Here is a 15,914-nt window from a genome sequence, read left to right on the forward strand (position 1 = left end):
ACATAGCTGATTTATAAATATAAATTGTCGATCTAAGGCTTATTGATGGCGATATGAAATATGTTCGATGCCTTGCTGCTTCGTACCTTTGTCGCTGTTGTCGATGAACAGGGGTTCAGTCGTGCAGCACAAAAACTGCATTTGACCCAGTCGGCGGTCAGCGGCCATCTGCGGCGCCTGGAACAGCAGGTCGGCAAGCCGCTGCTGCAACGCACCACCCGCTCACAGCAACTGACAGCCGATGGCGAGCGGCTGATGGCCTACGCCCGAGCCATTCTGGCGTTGAATCGCGACGCCTGGACCGAGTTGACCCGGGTGCCGTTCCATGGGCGTGTGGGGATTGGGTTGGCGGAGGATTTCGCCGAGCCCCGTCTGTTGCGCGCGCTACTGGATTTTGCCGGGCAGTTCCCGGGTATCCAGCTCGATGTGCAGGTGAGCATCCCCGGTACCCTCCTGGATCTTCTGGCTCAGGGCAGTTTGCAGCTGGTGGTGGGGTCCTTGTGCGAAACAGCAGCGCCAGGCCAGTTGCTCTGGTCCGAACCTCTGGTCTGGGCCGGGCTGCCACAATCAGTGGCACCCTTGCCTGAGCCTTTGCCCCTGGCGCTGTTTCCTGAGCCTTGTCCTTATCGGGCGGTGGCCCTGGGGCGGTTGGCCAAAGCCGGCATCGCCCAGCGTACGGCCATGCTCTGCAGCAGCAATGGGGCCTTGCGTGCCGCAGTGCTGTCGGGCTTCGCCGTGGCGCCCATGGCGGTCAGTCAGTTGGGAGCAGGGCTGTGTGCACTGGGGGCGGAATACGGTTTGCCGGAGTTGCCTCAGGCCCAGTTCCGGCTGTTTACTGCGTCCGACGCGGACCCGGCCGTTGTGGCGGCACTGACTCAGGTCATCGTCGAATATTGTTCCAGCCGACGATCCGCGCTTTAGGCATCGTCCTCTGCGGCCGATAACCCCTGCAAGGGGCTAGATCGGATGCGGTTGCGAGCGGCCCCTGGCCTGTGTTTGAACGCCATGGAGCCGATGTTTTACAGGATGCTGGTCAGTGAACCGGTCTCGAAAACAACCAGGGATCTGCCGCGTAGTTCAGGCTTTTCCCGTCAGGACGCCCCTTTTGCCTGTCCCCATTTACGACGCTCAACACGCCCCGGGTGGCACCTTGAAACGCTTGCCGCTGCTCAAGGCCGCGGTGGCCTTTATCGCCACGGTGTTCCTGTGCCTGTGCGGTTTGCTCTACCTCCAGCTAGAGCAGTCCTGGCGCCATGACCTGGCGCAGGCAGAGGTCAACTCCACCAACCTGACTCGGGCCATTGCCCAGCAGGCGGAGGACACCTTCATGGAGGCCGACCTGGTGCTGATGAGCCTTTCCGAGTGGATCCAGGCCATCGGCGAGGGGCCCGTGCAGCGACTGCGTCTGCAACAGATCTTTGCTCGGCGGGTACAGGCCCTGGTGCAACTCAGCGGAGTGTTTCTCTATGACAAGCAAGGCCAGTGGGTGGTCAGTTCCTTTAACGATTCGCCTCATGGCAAGGACGTGGCAGATCGTGACTACTTCAGGTTCCACCAGCAGAACGCTTCGCTGCAGGCCCATATCAGTCCGGCGATTCGCAGTCGCGCCAACGGCGAGTGGATCATTCCCATTTCGCGGCGGATCAATGACCAGAACGGGAACTTCCAGGGCGTGCTGATGGCCGGCATCAAGCTGGCTTACTTCGATCAATTCTTCAAAAGCTTCAATATCGATGAGCAGGGCGTGATGTTTCTCGCCCTGTCCGATGGCACCCTGATCGCGCGGCGGCCATTTGAGGAGCGGCAGGTGGGGGCCTCCCTGTCCCGTGGCGAGATTTTCAGCAAGTACCTGCCTGAGGCCACCTCCGGCAACGCCATGATCACCTCGATCGTGGATGGGGTGACGCGCTTGTATGGCTATCGCCAGTTGCAGGCGTATCCGCTGGTGGTGGCGGCGGCCAACTCCAAGGACTCGATTCTCAAGGGCTGGTACGCCTCGGCCTATCAATCCACGGCCATCGTCGCTCTGGTGCTGCTGGGAGTGGGGCTGTTCGGCTGGGTGTTTGTGAGCCAGGTGCGCAACAACGAGCGGATCGAAACCGATCTGCGCAAGGCCCAGGAGGCTTTGGAGGTGATTGCCACCCATGACAGTCTGACCGGTTTGGGCAATCGGCGGCTGTTCGAGCGTTCCCTGGAGATCGAGTTCGGTCGCGGGGCGCGGCAGAGCACGCCGCTGAGCCTGATCATCGCCGACATCGATTACTTCAAGCGTTACAACGATACCTACGGCCATGTGGCCGGCGATCATTGTCTGGCAGAGGTGGCCCAGGCCCTGAAAGGGTGTTGTCATCGCAAGACCGACCTGGCCGTGCGTTATGGCGGGGAAGAGTTCGCGGTGCTGCTACCCGATACCGATATCCACGGTGCCCTGGCCATGGCCGAGCAGATTCGCCAGAGCGTCATGGAGCGCAACATCAGCCATTCCGGTTCTCCAGTGGGGCGCGTGACCATCAGTCTGGGCTGTTACTCCTTCGTCCCTACGGGGCGCGACAGCATCGAAGTCTTCATAGAACGGGCGGATGCAGCGCTGTATCAGGCCAAGGCCACGGGGCGCAACCGGGTGATGGCCCTGGCGGTGGAGAGCGCCGAGGATCTGCTGCAGCGCTCCGACCGTTGAGTCATTGTCAGGCTTTGCAGAAGATCTGATTGGCGCAGGTATTGCCACCAACCTCATAGGTGGTGGTGCCTGCGGCGTCATGTCCCTGGTCCCGGTAGAAGCCCCGTGCCGAATGATTTTTGAGCCACAGGCAGGACGCTCACCGCGCCTGGGCGAGGCCACTGGGGCGGTGGTTACTACAGAATCACCGTCAGCTCTTGGCAAGAGCCAATCCCGGGCCAATGCGATAAAAAATATCAGCCGAATCGATTGTTGGAATGCCCCGTTTCTGGCTTATACCTATCGTTGACCTGGCAGGGACCGGCGCTGGACAAGCGGATCGGCACAAGCATCTCCGGAGCCCTGCGCGACACTCATTTCAAGGATTTGTGCATGAGCCAGCCGCACCTGATGAACATTGACCTCTATTTGCGCCGACTGGGTTACCACAGCGCGCCGCCGCCGACCCTGGAAACCCTGCGAGAACTGCAATGGCGACATGTCTGCGAGTTTGCCTTCGAAAGCCTTTCTACCTTGTTGCGCCTGCCGGTGCCCATCGACCTGGGCACGGTGGAACGCAAGATTCTGCAAGAGGGGCGCGGTGGCTATTGCTATGAACTCAATCAGACGTTCCTGGTGCTGTTGCAGCATCTGGGCTATGAGGCGCGTGGCATTACCGGGCGGGTGGTCATGGGCGGGCCGGAGGATGCGCTCACCGCGCGCAGTCACAGGTTGACGCTGTTGCACCTGGACGGGCAGCGCTACATCGCCGATGTCGGCTTCGGCGGCATGGTGCCCACTGCGCCCTTGCTGCTCGATACTGAAGCAGAGCAGGCAACACCCCACGAGCCCTATCGCATTACCGAGCGAGACGGTAGCTACACCCTGCGCGCCAAGGTCATGGATGAGTGGCGGGCCCTGTACGTCTTTGATCTGCAGATACAGGGCGACGTGGACTACGAAATGGGCAACTGGTACGTCTCGACTCACCGTGACTCGCCTTTCCTCGGTCAGTTGAAGGTGGCGCTGATAGGGCCGGGGGTGCGCCGAACCCTGAACAACGGCAGCTACGCTTTGCATCGCGTGGGGCAGCCCAGCGAGCGGCGGCAGATCACTAATGCGGGGGAGCTGATGCAGTTGTTGCGGGACGAGTTTGCCTTGCGTCTGCCGGAGCATCCCGAGCTGTCGCGAGTGCTCGAGCGCTTGCTGGAGGCCTGATCACCACCTGTCGTACCGGGAGCGGGAGCCGAATACGGAAGCACTTCCCGATTAAAATCCCAAGCTGGCGCTCCATAGAATCCACCGGCAAACCGGCAATTTTCTATGGAGAGAATCATGCAGAAAATACATCGATCCACGGTGTCCGGCAGTACCGCAACACCGCTGAGGCGTTTCAAGCAGGGGCTGTTCGCTGCGCTGCTGGCAGTGGTCAGCCTGTGTTCCACCAGCAGCTTCGCGGTCCCCAACCCCGACGGCAACTACAACCTGAGCATGGACGCGCGGGCCGGGTCGCCCTATCCACCGTCCGACAACTACAGTGCCGATCTCAAGACGTCCGGAGTCGGGCCGGCGTTCACGGTGCCGGTGAGTCGACACCACATCATTGCCTACAACCAATTGCGGGATTTCTACATGTCCGTGGTGCAGCGTGGGCACTTGAAGGAGCTGAAGGGTTTCTGGGACGGCTTTGGCGCACGTTTCCTCAGCTATGGCCAGGACAATCGAGTCAACGTCACTGCGCCGGTGGCGGCGGATTATGACCAGGCCAAGACGTTGCTCGAGGAGATCGGTCGGGGCGTGGTGCGGGCCAATGCGGGCGTGCCGCCACGGCCCCTGGGTTGGGACACCTTTCATGGCTTCTACACCTGGATGCCCTGGAACCTGTTTCTCGGTCCGAACGGTCGCAATGATGATCCGGGTGAGCAATTCGAAACCAATGCCCAGTACATCATCAATAACAAGGACACCTGGAACACCATCATCAATGTGCGCGACAACATGCTCAGCTATCAGCGTGACGGCAACGTGAAGACCCTGGCCAACATCAACTCGCAGCTGTTGCGTTTGTCGGCGCGGACCCGGGTCTATCCGCTGGTCAGCGATCAGTGGATTCGTGTCGCACCCAATGTGTACAAGATCCGCGTACCGTCCAACTGATTGGTCTTTTTGTGTGCAGCGAGGGTCGATCCAGCCAATGGATCGGCCTTTTTTTGCGTTGTGTTTCAGCGGGTGGAGTTGGGGGGAGAGGATGTCGGCTGGCTGCACAGGTCCTGCCGGCCCGATGTGGGGCGGTGGCTCTGGGGCGGCCATTCAGGCTGGAAAAGGGTGATCCGTACGACCTGAGCGGGGCTTTTTATCGGTGAATCAGCAGGGGGAAGTGCCCGAAGATTGACCGATAAACTGTATACAATCCTATGGACAGTTGTCTTTGTTGTTGCATACAGTGTGCGCATAACAAAAACAGGGAACCCCACACCATGAATACGCCCCAGGTTTCACAGCAACGTCCCGAAGATGAAAATTTGGGTATTGCCGCGAATATGGCTTATGGCCTGCAACACGTTCTGACCATGTATGGCGGTATCGTTGCGGTGCCACTGATCGTCGGCCAGGCGGCCGGTCTGTCGCCAGCGGAGATCGGCCTGCTGATCGCCGCTTCGTTGTTTGCAGGGGGGCTGGCAACCTTGCTACAAACGCTCGGCGTGCCGTTTTTCGGCTGCAAGCTGCCGTTGGTTCAAGGGGTGTCCTTTGCGGGCGTATCGACCATGGTGGCGATTGTCACCAGCAGCGGCGAGGGCGGCTTCCAGTCAATTCTGGGGGCGGTGATTGCAGCTTCGCTGATCGGCCTGCTGATTACGCCGGTGTTCTCTCGCATTACCAAGTTCTTTCCCCCGCTGGTCACCGGCATTGTCATCACCACCATCGGCTTGACGTTGATGCCTGTGGCGGCGCGCTGGGCGATGGGCGGCAATAGCCGGGCGGCGGATTTCGGCAGCATGTCGAACATCGGTCTGGCGGCCCTCACCCTGGTACTGGTGTTGCTGCTGAGCAAGATCGGCAGCGCGGCGATTTCCCGGCTGTCGATTCTCCTTGCCATGGTCATCGGTACGGTGATCGCGGTGTTCCTGGGCATGGCGGATTTTTCCGGTGTCACTCAGGGGCCGATGTTTGGCCTGCCCACGCCGTTCCACTTCGGGATGCCGACTTTCCATGTCGCAGCGATCCTGTCGATGTGCATCGTGGTCATGGTGACCCTGGTGGAAACCTCGGCGGACATCCTCGCGGTGGGTGAAATCATCCACACCAAGGTCGACTCCAAGCGCCTGGGGGATGGGCTGCGTGCCGATATGCTGTCGAGCATGATCGCGCCGATCTTCGGTTCCTTCACTCAGAGTGCGTTTGCCCAGAACGTCGGGCTGGTGGCGGTCACCGGGATCAAGAGCCGTTTTGTAGTGGCTACCGGCGGCGTGTTTCTGGTAGTCCTCGGCCTGCTGCCCTTTATGGGGCGGGTGATTGCGGCGGTGCCCACCTCGGTATTGGGCGGTGCCGGTATCGTGCTGTTTGGCACCGTGGCGGCCAGTGGCATTCGTACCCTGTCCAAGGTCGACTACCGCAACAACATGAACCTGATCATCGTTGCGACCTCCATCGGCTTCGGCATGATCCCGATCGCTGCGCCGAGCTTCTACGACCACTTCCCCAGCTGGTTTGCGACGATCTTCCACTCGGGCATCAGCTCGTCGGCGATCATGGCGATCCTGCTGAACCTGGCGTTCAACCATTTCACCGCCGGCAACTCGGACCAGCAGTCGGTGTTCGTCGCTGGCACCGAGCGCAGCCTGCGCTTCCAGGACATTGCCGTACTGCGTGAGGGGGACTACTTCAGCGGTGGCAAGCTGCACGATGCCGAAGGCAATGAAGTGCCGCTGGTAGCTGAGGTTTCGGGACAGTCGTCGAATCCGCTTGGGGACGGCTCGGCACCGAGCCATGCTCGAGGCAGTGCGCAAACCACGCACTGAGTGCAATCATTGCGACATTAAAAAACGGCGCCCTGAAGGCGCCGTTTTTTATGGGTGAGTCATTATTCGAGGTTGTCCAGGGGCTCCAGGGCTTGCAGGGCATCGGGGTTGTCCTTGTACTGCCCGCGCAAGGCTGCGAGCTGGCGATCATGGCCGATACAGACGTCGTTAACGGCTTTCTCCAGTTCGGCCCGACGCTCCTCGTCATACGCCTCCTCGCCGGCAAAGTGCTGGCAATCTTCGTGACGCTGGATAAAGGCCGTGACCTCGGCCGGCAGCTGTGGGCCGCCGTAGTGACCGCCCAGTTGCAGGCGTTTTTCCTCGACCCAGCCACTGTAGTCCTCACCGTTTTTGGCGATGTACATGACTTGGGCCCAGCCGCTGTCGCTGGAGGCGTACACGGTCAGGCCGTCGCCCGGAATCACATAGAGCTTCTGGTTCACGCAGGCGGCATTCGGCCCACTGTGAAAGTGCAACCGTCCTTGGCCTATGACCTTGGCTTCCAGGGGCGGGCGGTATTCGCCGGCTTCCAGAGAGGCGTTGTCGCTCAGGGTGGCGCAATCCACCGTGGAGGCGGCCAGGGCCTGTAGCGGTAACAGAGACAACAGCCCCCACAGGGACAGGAGGCACAGAGGTCGGTTCATTGCACAGTTTTCATCAGGGGATTCGGATGGCGCGATGGTAATGACAAAGAGGCGGCCTGTGAATGTTTCCAGGCCGCCCTTTGAGCAGCGTGACTTACTCCGTGACCTTGCTGAACTGCCCCTGGCGCACCAGGGACAGAGCCATTACCACCACCACCGCGGCGGCCGCCGACAGGGTCAGGGGCAAGCCATAGCTGCCACCGCTCATGGCGGCGCCACTGAGCAGTGGTCCCAGCAGGCTGCCGATGCCCCAGAGCAGACCGGCGCTGGCATTGGCGGTCACCAGATCCGCTCCGCTGAAGGATTGCCCGATCAGCACGATCGCCAGGGTGTAGATGCCGCCCGCCGCCGCGCCGAGGATGACCAGGCTTGGCCAGAGCAGGCCGGGGGATTGCATCAACAGTGGCAGGCACAGGCCGATCAGCAGAGCGATGATGCCGCAGCCGAGGTAGATCCCCGGGCGCCCCAGCTTGTCCGAGAGCCAGCCCAGGGGGAACTGGAACGCCGTATCTCCCAGGAGAATGATGGTCACCATCAGTGCCGCCAGTTTGATGCTGTAGCCATGAGTGGCCGCGTACACCGGAAACAGCGACAGCACGACGCTGTCGAAGAAGGCGAAGAACAGTATGCCCACACACAACGCCGGGGCGATGCGGATAAAGCCCAGCACCGAGAAGGTCCGGCTTTCCTCGTGAGGACTTGGGGAGTCTTCCTGGGGCAGAGTCAGCCAGACCACGGCGATCGCCACGGCATAACCGAGGCTGACAATGGCGAGTACGAGCGGCCCCTCGGTGCCCAGCAGTGATACCAGGCCAGGGCCCAGCAGTTGGAAGAAGGTGAAACAGGTGGTGTAGACCGCCACCAAGCGGCCACGGCTGGCGTCTTCGGCCATTTCATTGACCCAGGTTTCCCCGAGAATGATGATCAGCCCGGCCCCAAGCCCCATGGCGACCCGGGCCAATCCCAGGCTGAAGAGGTTGGCGCCCGGCAGTTCCAGGGCTGCCACGCTCAGGGCGCAGAGGCTGAAACACAGCAGATAGATCTGGCGCCGGGTCAGGCGCTGGCACAAGGCATTGACCAGGAAGGCCGAAAGCATCATGCCCGCCGCAGGCAGGGCTGACATGATGCCAATCTGATTGTTCGACGCGCCGGCCTGGTACAGGCGCAGGGCAAGGATCGGCACTGTGGAGCCGATGCTCAGGCCGACAATGGAAATGCCCAGGATCAAGGCAGCTAACAAGGCTTTGTTCATGATCAAGACTCGCGCCTGAAGCGTCAGGCGCTGAAAAATGGAGATGTTGCGGACGCCGCGTGACAGCATCCGCCGAGATACGGGCGAGAGCCGGGCCTGTGCCCTCGGCGTAGGGGCCGGCTGCTGGCGAAGCGGTCATTGAATGGTGCGGCGCACTTCGAGACGTCTTCGCTGGCGAGCCAGCCTCTGCATCGGCGCCAAAGGTGGCGGGGCGGTGCCAGGCTCAATCGCGGTTAGCGACTGCCTTGGTGCGGGGAGAAGGTGAAGGCGAACAGGACGCTGCGGCGGCGACGGTTGATCGCGCAATCATGCTGGGCAACGGCCAGGGTTGCCGAAGGGCTCATCGAGGGGGAGAGGCACGGGGACTGTGCTGGCAGGAACATCGTTGTCTGACTGGCCGGAAAAATAGGCGCACAGCCTACGTCAGGCCATTGCGGCAAGGCAACCAGACCTTTGTCTGAGCCATTCGGCTCGCAAAGCACTTTATCCGCATGTCTGGCTGACATGCGGATCATGGAACTGATAGTGGTTTTTTTCTGCTGATTTGCCAAAAGAGCAGGGCGCTCTTGTTGGGTTTGAGGCAAATCAGTGTAGGAATATGGCTCCACGACCTGGACTCGAACCAGGGACCCAGTGATTAACAGTCACTTGCTCTACCAACTGAGCTATCGCGGAATGCGCCGTATCTTACTGATTCAGAAAGGGAAGTCAACAAGCTGTGAATGTTTTTTTCAGTGCGGCGAGGTTCTGAATGATCTGCTGACATTACTTCAAGGGTTTTATCAGCTAGCGGGGCTGTACGTGATCCGATAGGGGCTACCATGGCTCCCCGGAAGTGGTTTCACGCGCTGCCGGCCTCAAGCCGCAAAGGTACGTTTTTATGATGCGCTTCGATTTATCCCAGGTTCCCACTCATTTTTTTGCATCGCGATGCGAGGTGCTGTCATGAGCATCGAGCAGATCAACCTGCCCAAGGGAGTCGGGCCTCAGGCCGACAAGTTGTGGGATGCCATTACCCAGGCAGCGGCAGCGGCGGATCTGAACCGCGCGGCGGGCAAGGCCGAAGGTTTTGTCCTGGGGCTGGAGAGTGCCAAGGCCATCAAGAGCCAGGTCGCTGAGGCGTTGTACGTGGCCTTTGATGATGCCGCCAGTCAGCGAATGCGTGAACTGGCGGGTTGAGTCGGTTCAGCCGCCGAAGGTCAGGGTGCCCAGCATCAGCTTGGCCATCAGCGATGTGGCTGCCAGTTGCACCAGCCACAGGGCCAGACCACCGAGGAACACGCCGAGGGCGATTTGCAGTACCAGGCTCTTTTCGCGTTTCTGCGAGCGGGGCAAGTAGTGCTCCAGTTCGTCGCGGTCGGCCCGCAGGTCATCGTCTTTCATCTGGATTCTCGATCGGCAAGGGAGGCGTGGCCTCAGTCTAGAGGATGCAGGGGCTGGACTGGTTATTAGCTGAGCGCGCACAAAAAAGGGGAAGCACCATGGCTTCCCCTTTTTGCGCGACGGCCGTGAATCAGATCACCTGGAGGATGGCCTTGGTCACCACGTCGATGTTGTTCTGGTTCAGTGCGGCCACGCAGATGCGGCCGGTGTCCAGGGCGTAGATGCCGAATTCGTTGCGCAGGCGGGTCACTTGCTCAACGGTCAGGCCGGAGTAGGAGAACATGCCGCACTGGCGGCCGACAAAACTGAAGTCGTGCTCAGGGGCGCCTTTGGCCAGCAAGTCGACCATCTGGGTGCGCATGCCGCGAATGCGCAGGCGCATTTCCGCCAGTTCCTGCTCCCACTGGGCGCGCAGTTCCGGATTGTTCAGCACCGCGGCAACGATGGTTGCGCCATGGGTTGGCGGGTTGGAGTAGTTGGTGCGGATCACGCGCTTGACCTGGGACAGCACGCGAGCGCTTTCTTCCTTCGAGCTGCTGACGATGGACAGAGCGCCAACGCGCTCGCCGTACAGCGAGAACGACTTGGAGAACGAGCTGGACACGAAGAAGGTCAGGCCCGACTCGGCGAACAGGCGCACGGCCGCGGCGTCTTCGTCGATGCCGTCGCCAAAGCCCTGGTAGGCCATGTCGAGGAATGGCACGAGGTTTTTCGCCTTGACCACTTCCAGGACGTTTTTCCAGTCCTGCGGAGTCAGGTCGACACCGGTCGGGTTGTGGCAGCAGGCATGCAGCACCACGATCGATTGGGCCGGCAGGGCGTTGAGGTCTTCCAGCAGGCCGGCGCGGTTTACGTCGTGGGTGGCGGCGTCGTAGTAGCGGTAGTTCCGCACCGGAAAACCAGCGGTTTCGAACAGTGCGCGGTGGTTTTCCCAGCTTGGATCACTGATGGCGACTACAGCGTTGGGCAGCAGTTGCTTGAGGAAGTCGGCGCCGATCTTCAGTGCACCAGTACCGCCAACGGCCTGGGTGGTGACCACGCGGCCAGCGGCCAGCAGGGGCGAGTCGTTGCCGAACAGCAGTTTCTGTACCGCTTGGTCATAGGCGGCAATGCCGTCGATCGGCAGGTAACCACGGGAAGCGTGTTGAGCGGCGCGAATTGTCTCGGCTTCGACAACGGCGCGCAGGAGTGGAATGCGTCCCTCCTCGTTGCAGTACACGCCCACCCCAAGGTTGACCTTGTTGGTTCGGGTGTCGGCGTTGAATGCTTCGTTGAGGCCCAGGATTGGATCGCGTGGTGCCATTTCGACAGCGGAGAACAGGCTCATTTTTACGGCGGCTCTGAATGGAGTGTGGAGGGACGTGTCGCGCTCCAGCCGAATGCACTAGAGCGGTGCACAAACGGGGAGCTAGTATAGAGGCCATCATCGCGGGGGGCGACAGCCGATTGACCTTTTGCGACAAGTTTTTCGCTTTATTTTTCGACCGTTAGTCTTATTGCAACCTTCCGGGTGTTAACGGGTGTAAGACCTTTACCTTGAAAGCCGTGGTATCTGCCTCCACATCCAGCTCATTCCGGTTTTTTCCTCGGCGACATGGGTCGTACGCGGTGTTTCTCGTTCCTGTACGGTATGGCCGCGCATGAATGATCCCAGAGGTAGATATGTCCGAATTCCAGCTAGTCACTCGCTTCCAGCCCGCCGGCGACCAGCCGGAAGCCATCCGCCTGCTGGTCGAAGGCATCGAGGCCGGACTGGCCCACCAGACCCTGCTCGGCGTGACCGGCTCGGGCAAGACTTTCAGCATTGCCAACGTGATCGCCCAGGTGCAGCGCCCAACCCTGGTACTGGCGCCGAACAAGACCCTGGCGGCCCAGTTGTATGGCGAATTCAAGGCCTTCTTCCCGAACAACGCGGTGGAGTACTTCGTTTCCTATTACGACTACTACCAGCCCGAAGCCTATGTGCCTTCCTCGGATACCTTTATCGAGAAGGATGCCTCGATCAACGACCATATCGAGCAGATGCGCCTGTCGGCGACCAAGGCGCTGCTGGAGCGCAAGGACGCGATCATCGTGACCACGGTGTCCTGCATCTATGGTCTGGGCAGCCCGGAAACCTACCTGAAAATGGTTCTGCACGTGGACCGCGGCGACAAGCTCGACCAGCGTGCCTTGCTGCGGCGCCTGGCGGACCTGCAATACACCCGCAACGATATGGACTTCGCTCGTGCCACCTTCCGTGTGCGTGGCGACGTGATCGACATTTATCCGGCGGAATCCGACCTGGAAGCGATCCGCATCGAGCTGTTCGACGACGAAGTGGAAAGCATCAGCGCTTTCGACCCGTTGACCGGCGAAGTGATCCGCAAGCTGCCGCGTTTCACCTTCTACCCCAAGAGCCACTACGTGACCCCACGGGAAACCCTGCTGGACGCTATCGAGGGGATCAAGGTGGAACTGCAGGAGCGCCTGGAATACCTGCGCTCCAACAACAAACTGGTGGAAGCCCAACGTCTGGAACAACGCACCCGTTTCGATCTGGAGATGATCCTCGAGCTGGGCTATTGCAACGGCATCGAGAACTACTCGCGCTACCTCTCCGGCCGTCCCGCCGGCGCCGCGCCACCCACCTTGTACGACTACCTGCCGGCGGATGCGCTGTTGGTGATCGACGAATCCCACGTCAGCGTGCCTCAGGTGGGCGCCATGTATAAGGGCGACCGTTCGCGCAAGGAGACTCTGGTGGAATATGGTTTTCGCCTGCCATCGGCGCTGGACAACCGGCCGATGCGTTTCGACGAGTGGGAAGGTGTCAGCCCGCAGACCATCTTCGTCTCTGCTACCCCGGGCAACTATGAAGCCGAGCACGCCGGGCGCATTGTGGAGCAGGTGGTACGTCCCACCGGCCTGGTGGACCCCCAGGTGGAAGTACGCCCGGCCCTGACCCAGGTGGATGACCTGTTGTCGGAAATCACCAAGCGCGTGGCGGTGGAAGAACGAGTGCTGGTCACCACCCTGACCAAGCGCATGGCCGAGGACTTGACCGACTACCTGGCCGACCACGGCGTGCGCGTGCGTTATCTGCACTCGGACATCGACACCGTGGAGCGTGTGGAAATCATTCGCGACCTACGCCTGGGTACCTTCGATGTGCTGGTGGGGATCAACCTGCTGCGTGAAGGCCTGGACATGCCGGAAGTGTCGCTGGTGGCGATTCTCGATGCCGATAAGGAAGGCTTCCTGCGTTCCGAGCGTTCGCTGATCCAGACCATCGGTCGCGCCGCGCGCAATCTCAATGGCCGGGCGATTCTCTATGCCGACCGCATCACCGGTTCCATGGAGCGGGCGATTGGCGAGACCGAACGGCGGCGTGACAAGCAGATTGCCTTCAACCTGGCCAACGGCATCACCCCCAAAGGGGTGTTCAAGGATGTCGCCGACATCATGGAAGGCGCCACCGTGCCGGGCTCGCGCAGCAAGAAGCGCAAGGGCATGGCCAAGGCCGCCGAAGAAAGTGCCCGCTACGAAAACGAACTGCGTTCGCCCAGCGAAATCACCAAGCGCATTCGCCAGCTCGAAGAAAAAATGTACCAACTGGCCCGGGACCTGGAGTTCGAGGCGGCGGCGCAGATGCGCGACGAAATCACCAAGCTGCGCGAGCGCTTGCTGACCGTCTAACGGCGTTCGATCCCTAAACCGTGGGATCAGCGAGATGGTGATCATGATCAGCGGCTGCCCCAGGGCGCGGATGATCTGGATCTGATTGCGCTGCGGCCCGGCGAAGTCCGGGTTGAGCACTCCGAAAAAGAGGCTCGCCAGCCCGAACAGGTCAAATCCCAGGGCGCGCGGCCGCAATCAAAAAGTGTAAGAAAAATTACTAGCGGGTGAACCTGGCAGATAGCCCGTGGGTGGTAAATGCCAGGCGCTGATATTTGACCATTCATGGGCTTTGCGGCGGTCTGTAGTCGCAACCTTGGCTTAAATGCCCTCCTTACTGGAGCCGGGCCGGGGTCGCCTGTTACCATTCGCCCCCTGTTTTATTCCTCGTTTTTCTATCTTTTCGAGATATGCCATGACCACCGTCCGCACGCGCATCGCGCCATCGCCTACCGGGGACCCCCACGTAGGTACCGCTTACATCGCTTTGTTCAACTATTGCTTTGCCAAGCAGCATGGCGGTGAGTTCATCCTGCGTATCGAAGACACCGATCAGTTGCGTTCGACCCGCGAGTCCGAGCAGCAGATTTTCGATGCCTTGCGCTGGTTGGGCATCAACTGGAGCGAAGGGCCGGATGTGGGCGGTCCCCATGGTCCTTATCGCCAGAGCGAGCGCGGCGAGATCTATCAGAAATATGCTCAGCAATTGGTGGACCTGGGACACGCGTTCCCATGCTTCTGCACGGCCGAAGAGCTGGACCAGATGCGCGCCGAGCAGATGGCTCGTGGCGAGACGCCGCGTTATGACGGCCGCGCCTTGCTGCTGTCCAAGGAAGAAGTGGCCCGGCGTCTGGCGGCCGGTGAGCCCCATGTGATTCGTATGAAGGTGCCGACCGAAGGCGTCTGTGTGGTGCCTGATCTGCTGCGTGGCGATGTCGAAATTCCGTGGGATCGCATGGACATGCAGGTCTTGATGAAGACCGATGGCCTGCCGACCTACTTCCTGGCCAACGTGGTCGATGACCACCTGATGGGCATCACCCATGTGCTGCGCGGTGAAGAGTGGCTGCCTTCGGCACCGAAGCTGATTCTGCTCTACGAGTACTTCGGTTGGGAGCAGCCGCAGCTGTGCTACATGCCGCTGCTGCGCAATCCGGACAAGAGCAAGCTGTCCAAGCGCAAGAATCCGACCTCTGTGACCTTTTACGAGCGCATGGGCTTCATGCCGGAAGCCATGCTCAATTATCTGGGGCGCATGGGCTGGTCGATGCCGGACGAGCGCGAGAAGTTCTCGTTGCAGGAAATGGTCGATAACTTTGACCTGTCGCGGGTATCCCTGGGTGGGCCGATCTTCGATATCGAGAAACTGTCTTGGCTCAACGGCCAGTGGTTGCGTGACCTGCCGGTGGAAGAGTTCGCCAGTCGCGTGCAGACCTGGGCGCTGAATCCTGAATACCTGATGAAGATCGCGCCCCATGTGCAAGGCCGGGTGGAGACCTTCAGCCAGATCGCACCGTTGGCTGGCTTCTTCTTCGCCGGTGGCGTGACCCCGGACGCCAAGTTGTTCGAATCCAAGAAGCTTTCTGGCGATCAGGTGCGGCAAGTGATGCAGTTGATCCTGTGGAAGCTCGAGAGCCTGCGCCAGTGGGAGAAAGACAGCATCACCGCGACCATTCAGGCAGTGGTTGAATCCCTGGAGCTGAAACTGCGTGACGCCATGCCGCTGATGTTCGCTGCGATCACTGGCCAGGCCAGCTCGGTGTCGGTGCTCGATGCCATGGAGATCCTGGGGCCTGACCTTACTCGTTTCCGTCTGCGCCAGGCCATCGACCTGCTTGGTGGCGTGTCGAAGAAAGAGAACAAGGAGTGGGAAAAACTGTTGGGCGCCATCGGCTGACGGCGCTTCGCAGCAGGGGAGCTACAAGGGGCTACGGGCTTTTCGACTACGCTTGATTCTCAGGCGCCAGGTCGATTGGTCGCTGGCCAAGTGGGTTCCAGGCGGCTCGCGGCCCCCCGTTTATGGGAGTTGGCACGGGCCGCTAAGGCTGAAAAAGCCAGGGTTTTTGGGGCAGGGCGGTAAGTGGTTGTTATCCCGGCAAATTTTTTTTCAAAATACGGAAAAAAAATTGACAGCCTTCCGATCGCCCCTTAAGATTCGCCCCGTCCTCACCGACGAGGGGCTATAGCTCAGCTGGGAGAGCGCTTGCATGGCATGCAAGAGGTCGACGGTTCGATCCCGTCTAGCTCCACCAATTTACAGTTCAAGGCCTGGCCACACCGGCCTTGAATCGATCAGTACTCAG

12 protein-coding genes, 2 tRNA genes and 1 pseudogene are annotated in these 15,914 nt (G+C 60.5%); 9 read left to right on the forward strand and 6 right to left on the reverse strand.

The genetic code is table 11. The features are described from left to right. Window positions 1–60: 60 nt before the first annotated feature. From J5M73_RS24815 to J5M73_RS24835, 5 genes are all read left to right on the forward strand, one after another. Window positions 61–921, forward strand: a complete 861-nt coding sequence (locus J5M73_RS24815) for a LysR family transcriptional regulator (RefSeq protein ID WP_102863698.1) — start codon at window positions 61–63, stop codon at window positions 919–921. Between the two features lie 184 nt (window positions 922–1,105). Beyond that, entirely contained in the window at window positions 1,106–2,677 is a 1,572-nt protein-coding gene (locus tag J5M73_RS24820) for a GGDEF domain-containing protein (RefSeq protein ID WP_102863697.1), read from the forward strand. Between the two features lie 372 nt (window positions 2,678–3,049). Beyond that, entirely contained in the window at window positions 3,050–3,874 is an 825-nt protein-coding gene (locus J5M73_RS24825; RefSeq protein WP_102864094.1) for an arylamine N-acetyltransferase, read from the forward strand. 117 nt (window positions 3,875–3,991) lie between these two features. Beyond that, a complete protein-coding gene (locus J5M73_RS24830) occupies window positions 3,992–4,813 on the forward strand; it encodes a hypothetical protein (protein WP_102863695.1) in 822 nt (273 codons plus the stop codon). A 320-nt stretch (window positions 4,814–5,133) separates the two neighbouring features. Then, window positions 5,134–6,675 (forward strand): nucleobase:cation symporter-2 family protein, encoded by a 1,542-nt coding sequence (locus J5M73_RS24835; protein WP_102863693.1) that lies wholly within the window; start codon window positions 5,134–5,136, stop codon window positions 6,673–6,675. A gap of 62 nt (window positions 6,676–6,737) precedes the next feature. On the opposite strand, the gene J5M73_RS24840 is transcribed toward J5M73_RS24835, so the two are convergent. From J5M73_RS24840 to J5M73_RS24850, 3 genes are all read right to left on the reverse strand, one after another. After that, window positions 6,738–7,319, reverse strand: coding sequence for an SH3 domain-containing protein (locus tag J5M73_RS24840; RefSeq protein WP_102863691.1), 582 nt, complete (start codon window positions 7,317–7,319; stop codon window positions 6,738–6,740). 94 nt (window positions 7,320–7,413) lie between these two features. Beyond that, window positions 7,414–8,571 (reverse strand): MFS transporter, encoded by a 1,158-nt coding sequence (locus J5M73_RS24845; protein WP_102864093.1) that lies wholly within the window; start codon window positions 8,569–8,571, stop codon window positions 7,414–7,416. 599 nt (window positions 8,572–9,170) lie between these two features. Further along, window positions 9,171–9,246 (reverse strand) — tRNA-Asn (locus J5M73_RS24850). Window positions 9,247–9,516: 270 nt separating this feature from the next. Between J5M73_RS24850 and J5M73_RS24855 the strand changes: the two genes are divergently transcribed. After that, window positions 9,517–9,750 (forward strand): hypothetical protein, encoded by a 234-nt coding sequence (locus J5M73_RS24855; protein WP_102863689.1) that lies wholly within the window; start codon window positions 9,517–9,519, stop codon window positions 9,748–9,750. 6 nt (window positions 9,751–9,756) lie between these two features. Here J5M73_RS24855 and J5M73_RS24860 read toward each other — a convergent pair whose 3' ends face one another. Together J5M73_RS24860 and J5M73_RS24865 are read right to left on the reverse strand one after the other, a co-directional pair. Beyond that, entirely contained in the window at window positions 9,757–9,954 is a 198-nt protein-coding gene (locus J5M73_RS24860) for a hypothetical protein (RefSeq protein ID WP_102863687.1), read from the reverse strand. Between the two features lie 130 nt (window positions 9,955–10,084). Then, on the reverse strand, window positions 10,085–11,281 hold the full coding sequence (locus tag J5M73_RS24865) for an amino acid aminotransferase (RefSeq protein WP_102863685.1): 1,197 nt from the start codon (window positions 11,279–11,281) through the stop codon (window positions 10,085–10,087). Window positions 11,282–11,616: 335 nt separating this feature from the next. Between J5M73_RS24865 and uvrB the strand changes: the two genes are divergently transcribed. After that, window positions 11,617–13,632 carry an excinuclease ABC subunit UvrB gene (gene uvrB / locus J5M73_RS24870; RefSeq protein ID WP_102863684.1) on the forward strand — a complete coding sequence of 672 codons (2,016 nt, stop codon included), beginning with the start codon at window positions 11,617–11,619 and terminating at the stop codon, window positions 13,630–13,632. A 24-nt stretch (window positions 13,633–13,656) separates the two neighbouring features. On the opposite strand, the pseudogene J5M73_RS31940 reads toward uvrB, so the two are convergent. Further along, window positions 13,657–13,797: pseudogene (locus tag J5M73_RS31940) on the reverse strand (hypothetical protein); the annotation flags it as partial. A 229-nt stretch (window positions 13,798–14,026) separates the two neighbouring features. On the opposite strand from J5M73_RS31940, the gene gltX reads away from it, so the two are divergent. Then, a complete protein-coding gene (gene gltX, locus J5M73_RS24875; protein WP_102863683.1) occupies window positions 14,027–15,508 on the forward strand; it encodes a glutamate--tRNA ligase in 1,482 nt (493 codons plus the stop codon). A gap of 279 nt (window positions 15,509–15,787) precedes the next feature. Then, window positions 15,788–15,863: transfer RNA gene (locus tag J5M73_RS24880), tRNA-Ala, on the forward strand. Window positions 15,864–15,914 lie beyond the last annotated feature (51 nt).

The sequence above is a fragment of the Pseudomonas sp. 50_B genome (assembly GCF_017491625.1).
Lineage (GTDB): Bacteria > Pseudomonadota > Gammaproteobacteria > Pseudomonadales > Pseudomonadaceae > Aquipseudomonas > Aquipseudomonas danubii.

Excerpts from the sequence above, each read along its gene's own strand:
- J5M73_RS24815 (WP_102863698.1), top strand. The coding sequence starts at position 61 with ATGTTCGATGCCTTGCTGCTTCGTACCTTTGTCGCTGTTGTCGATGAA.
- J5M73_RS24825 (WP_102864094.1), top strand. The coding sequence starts at position 3,050 with ATGAGCCAGCCGCACCTGATGAACATTGACCTCTATTTGCGCCGACTG.
- J5M73_RS24830 (WP_102863695.1), top strand. The coding sequence starts at position 3,992 with ATGCAGAAAATACATCGATCCACGGTGTCCGGCAGTACCGCAACACCG.
- J5M73_RS24835 (WP_102863693.1), top strand. The coding sequence starts at position 5,134 with ATGAATACGCCCCAGGTTTCACAGCAACGTCCCGAAGATGAAAATTTG.
- J5M73_RS24840 (WP_102863691.1), bottom strand. The coding sequence starts at position 7,319 with ATGAACCGACCTCTGTGCCTCCTGTCCCTGTGGGGGCTGTTGTCTCTG.
- J5M73_RS24845 (WP_102864093.1), bottom strand. The coding sequence starts at position 8,571 with ATGAACAAAGCCTTGTTAGCTGCCTTGATCCTGGGCATTTCCATTGTC.
- J5M73_RS24855 (WP_102863689.1), top strand. The coding sequence starts at position 9,517 with ATGAGCATCGAGCAGATCAACCTGCCCAAGGGAGTCGGGCCTCAGGCC.
- J5M73_RS24860 (WP_102863687.1), bottom strand. The coding sequence starts at position 9,954 with ATGAAAGACGATGACCTGCGGGCCGACCGCGACGAACTGGAGCACTAC.
- J5M73_RS24865 (WP_102863685.1), bottom strand. The coding sequence starts at position 11,281 with ATGAGCCTGTTCTCCGCTGTCGAAATGGCACCACGCGATCCAATCCTG.
- uvrB (WP_102863684.1), top strand. The coding sequence starts at position 11,617 with ATGTCCGAATTCCAGCTAGTCACTCGCTTCCAGCCCGCCGGCGACCAG.
- gltX (WP_102863683.1), top strand. The coding sequence starts at position 14,027 with ATGACCACCGTCCGCACGCGCATCGCGCCATCGCCTACCGGGGACCCC.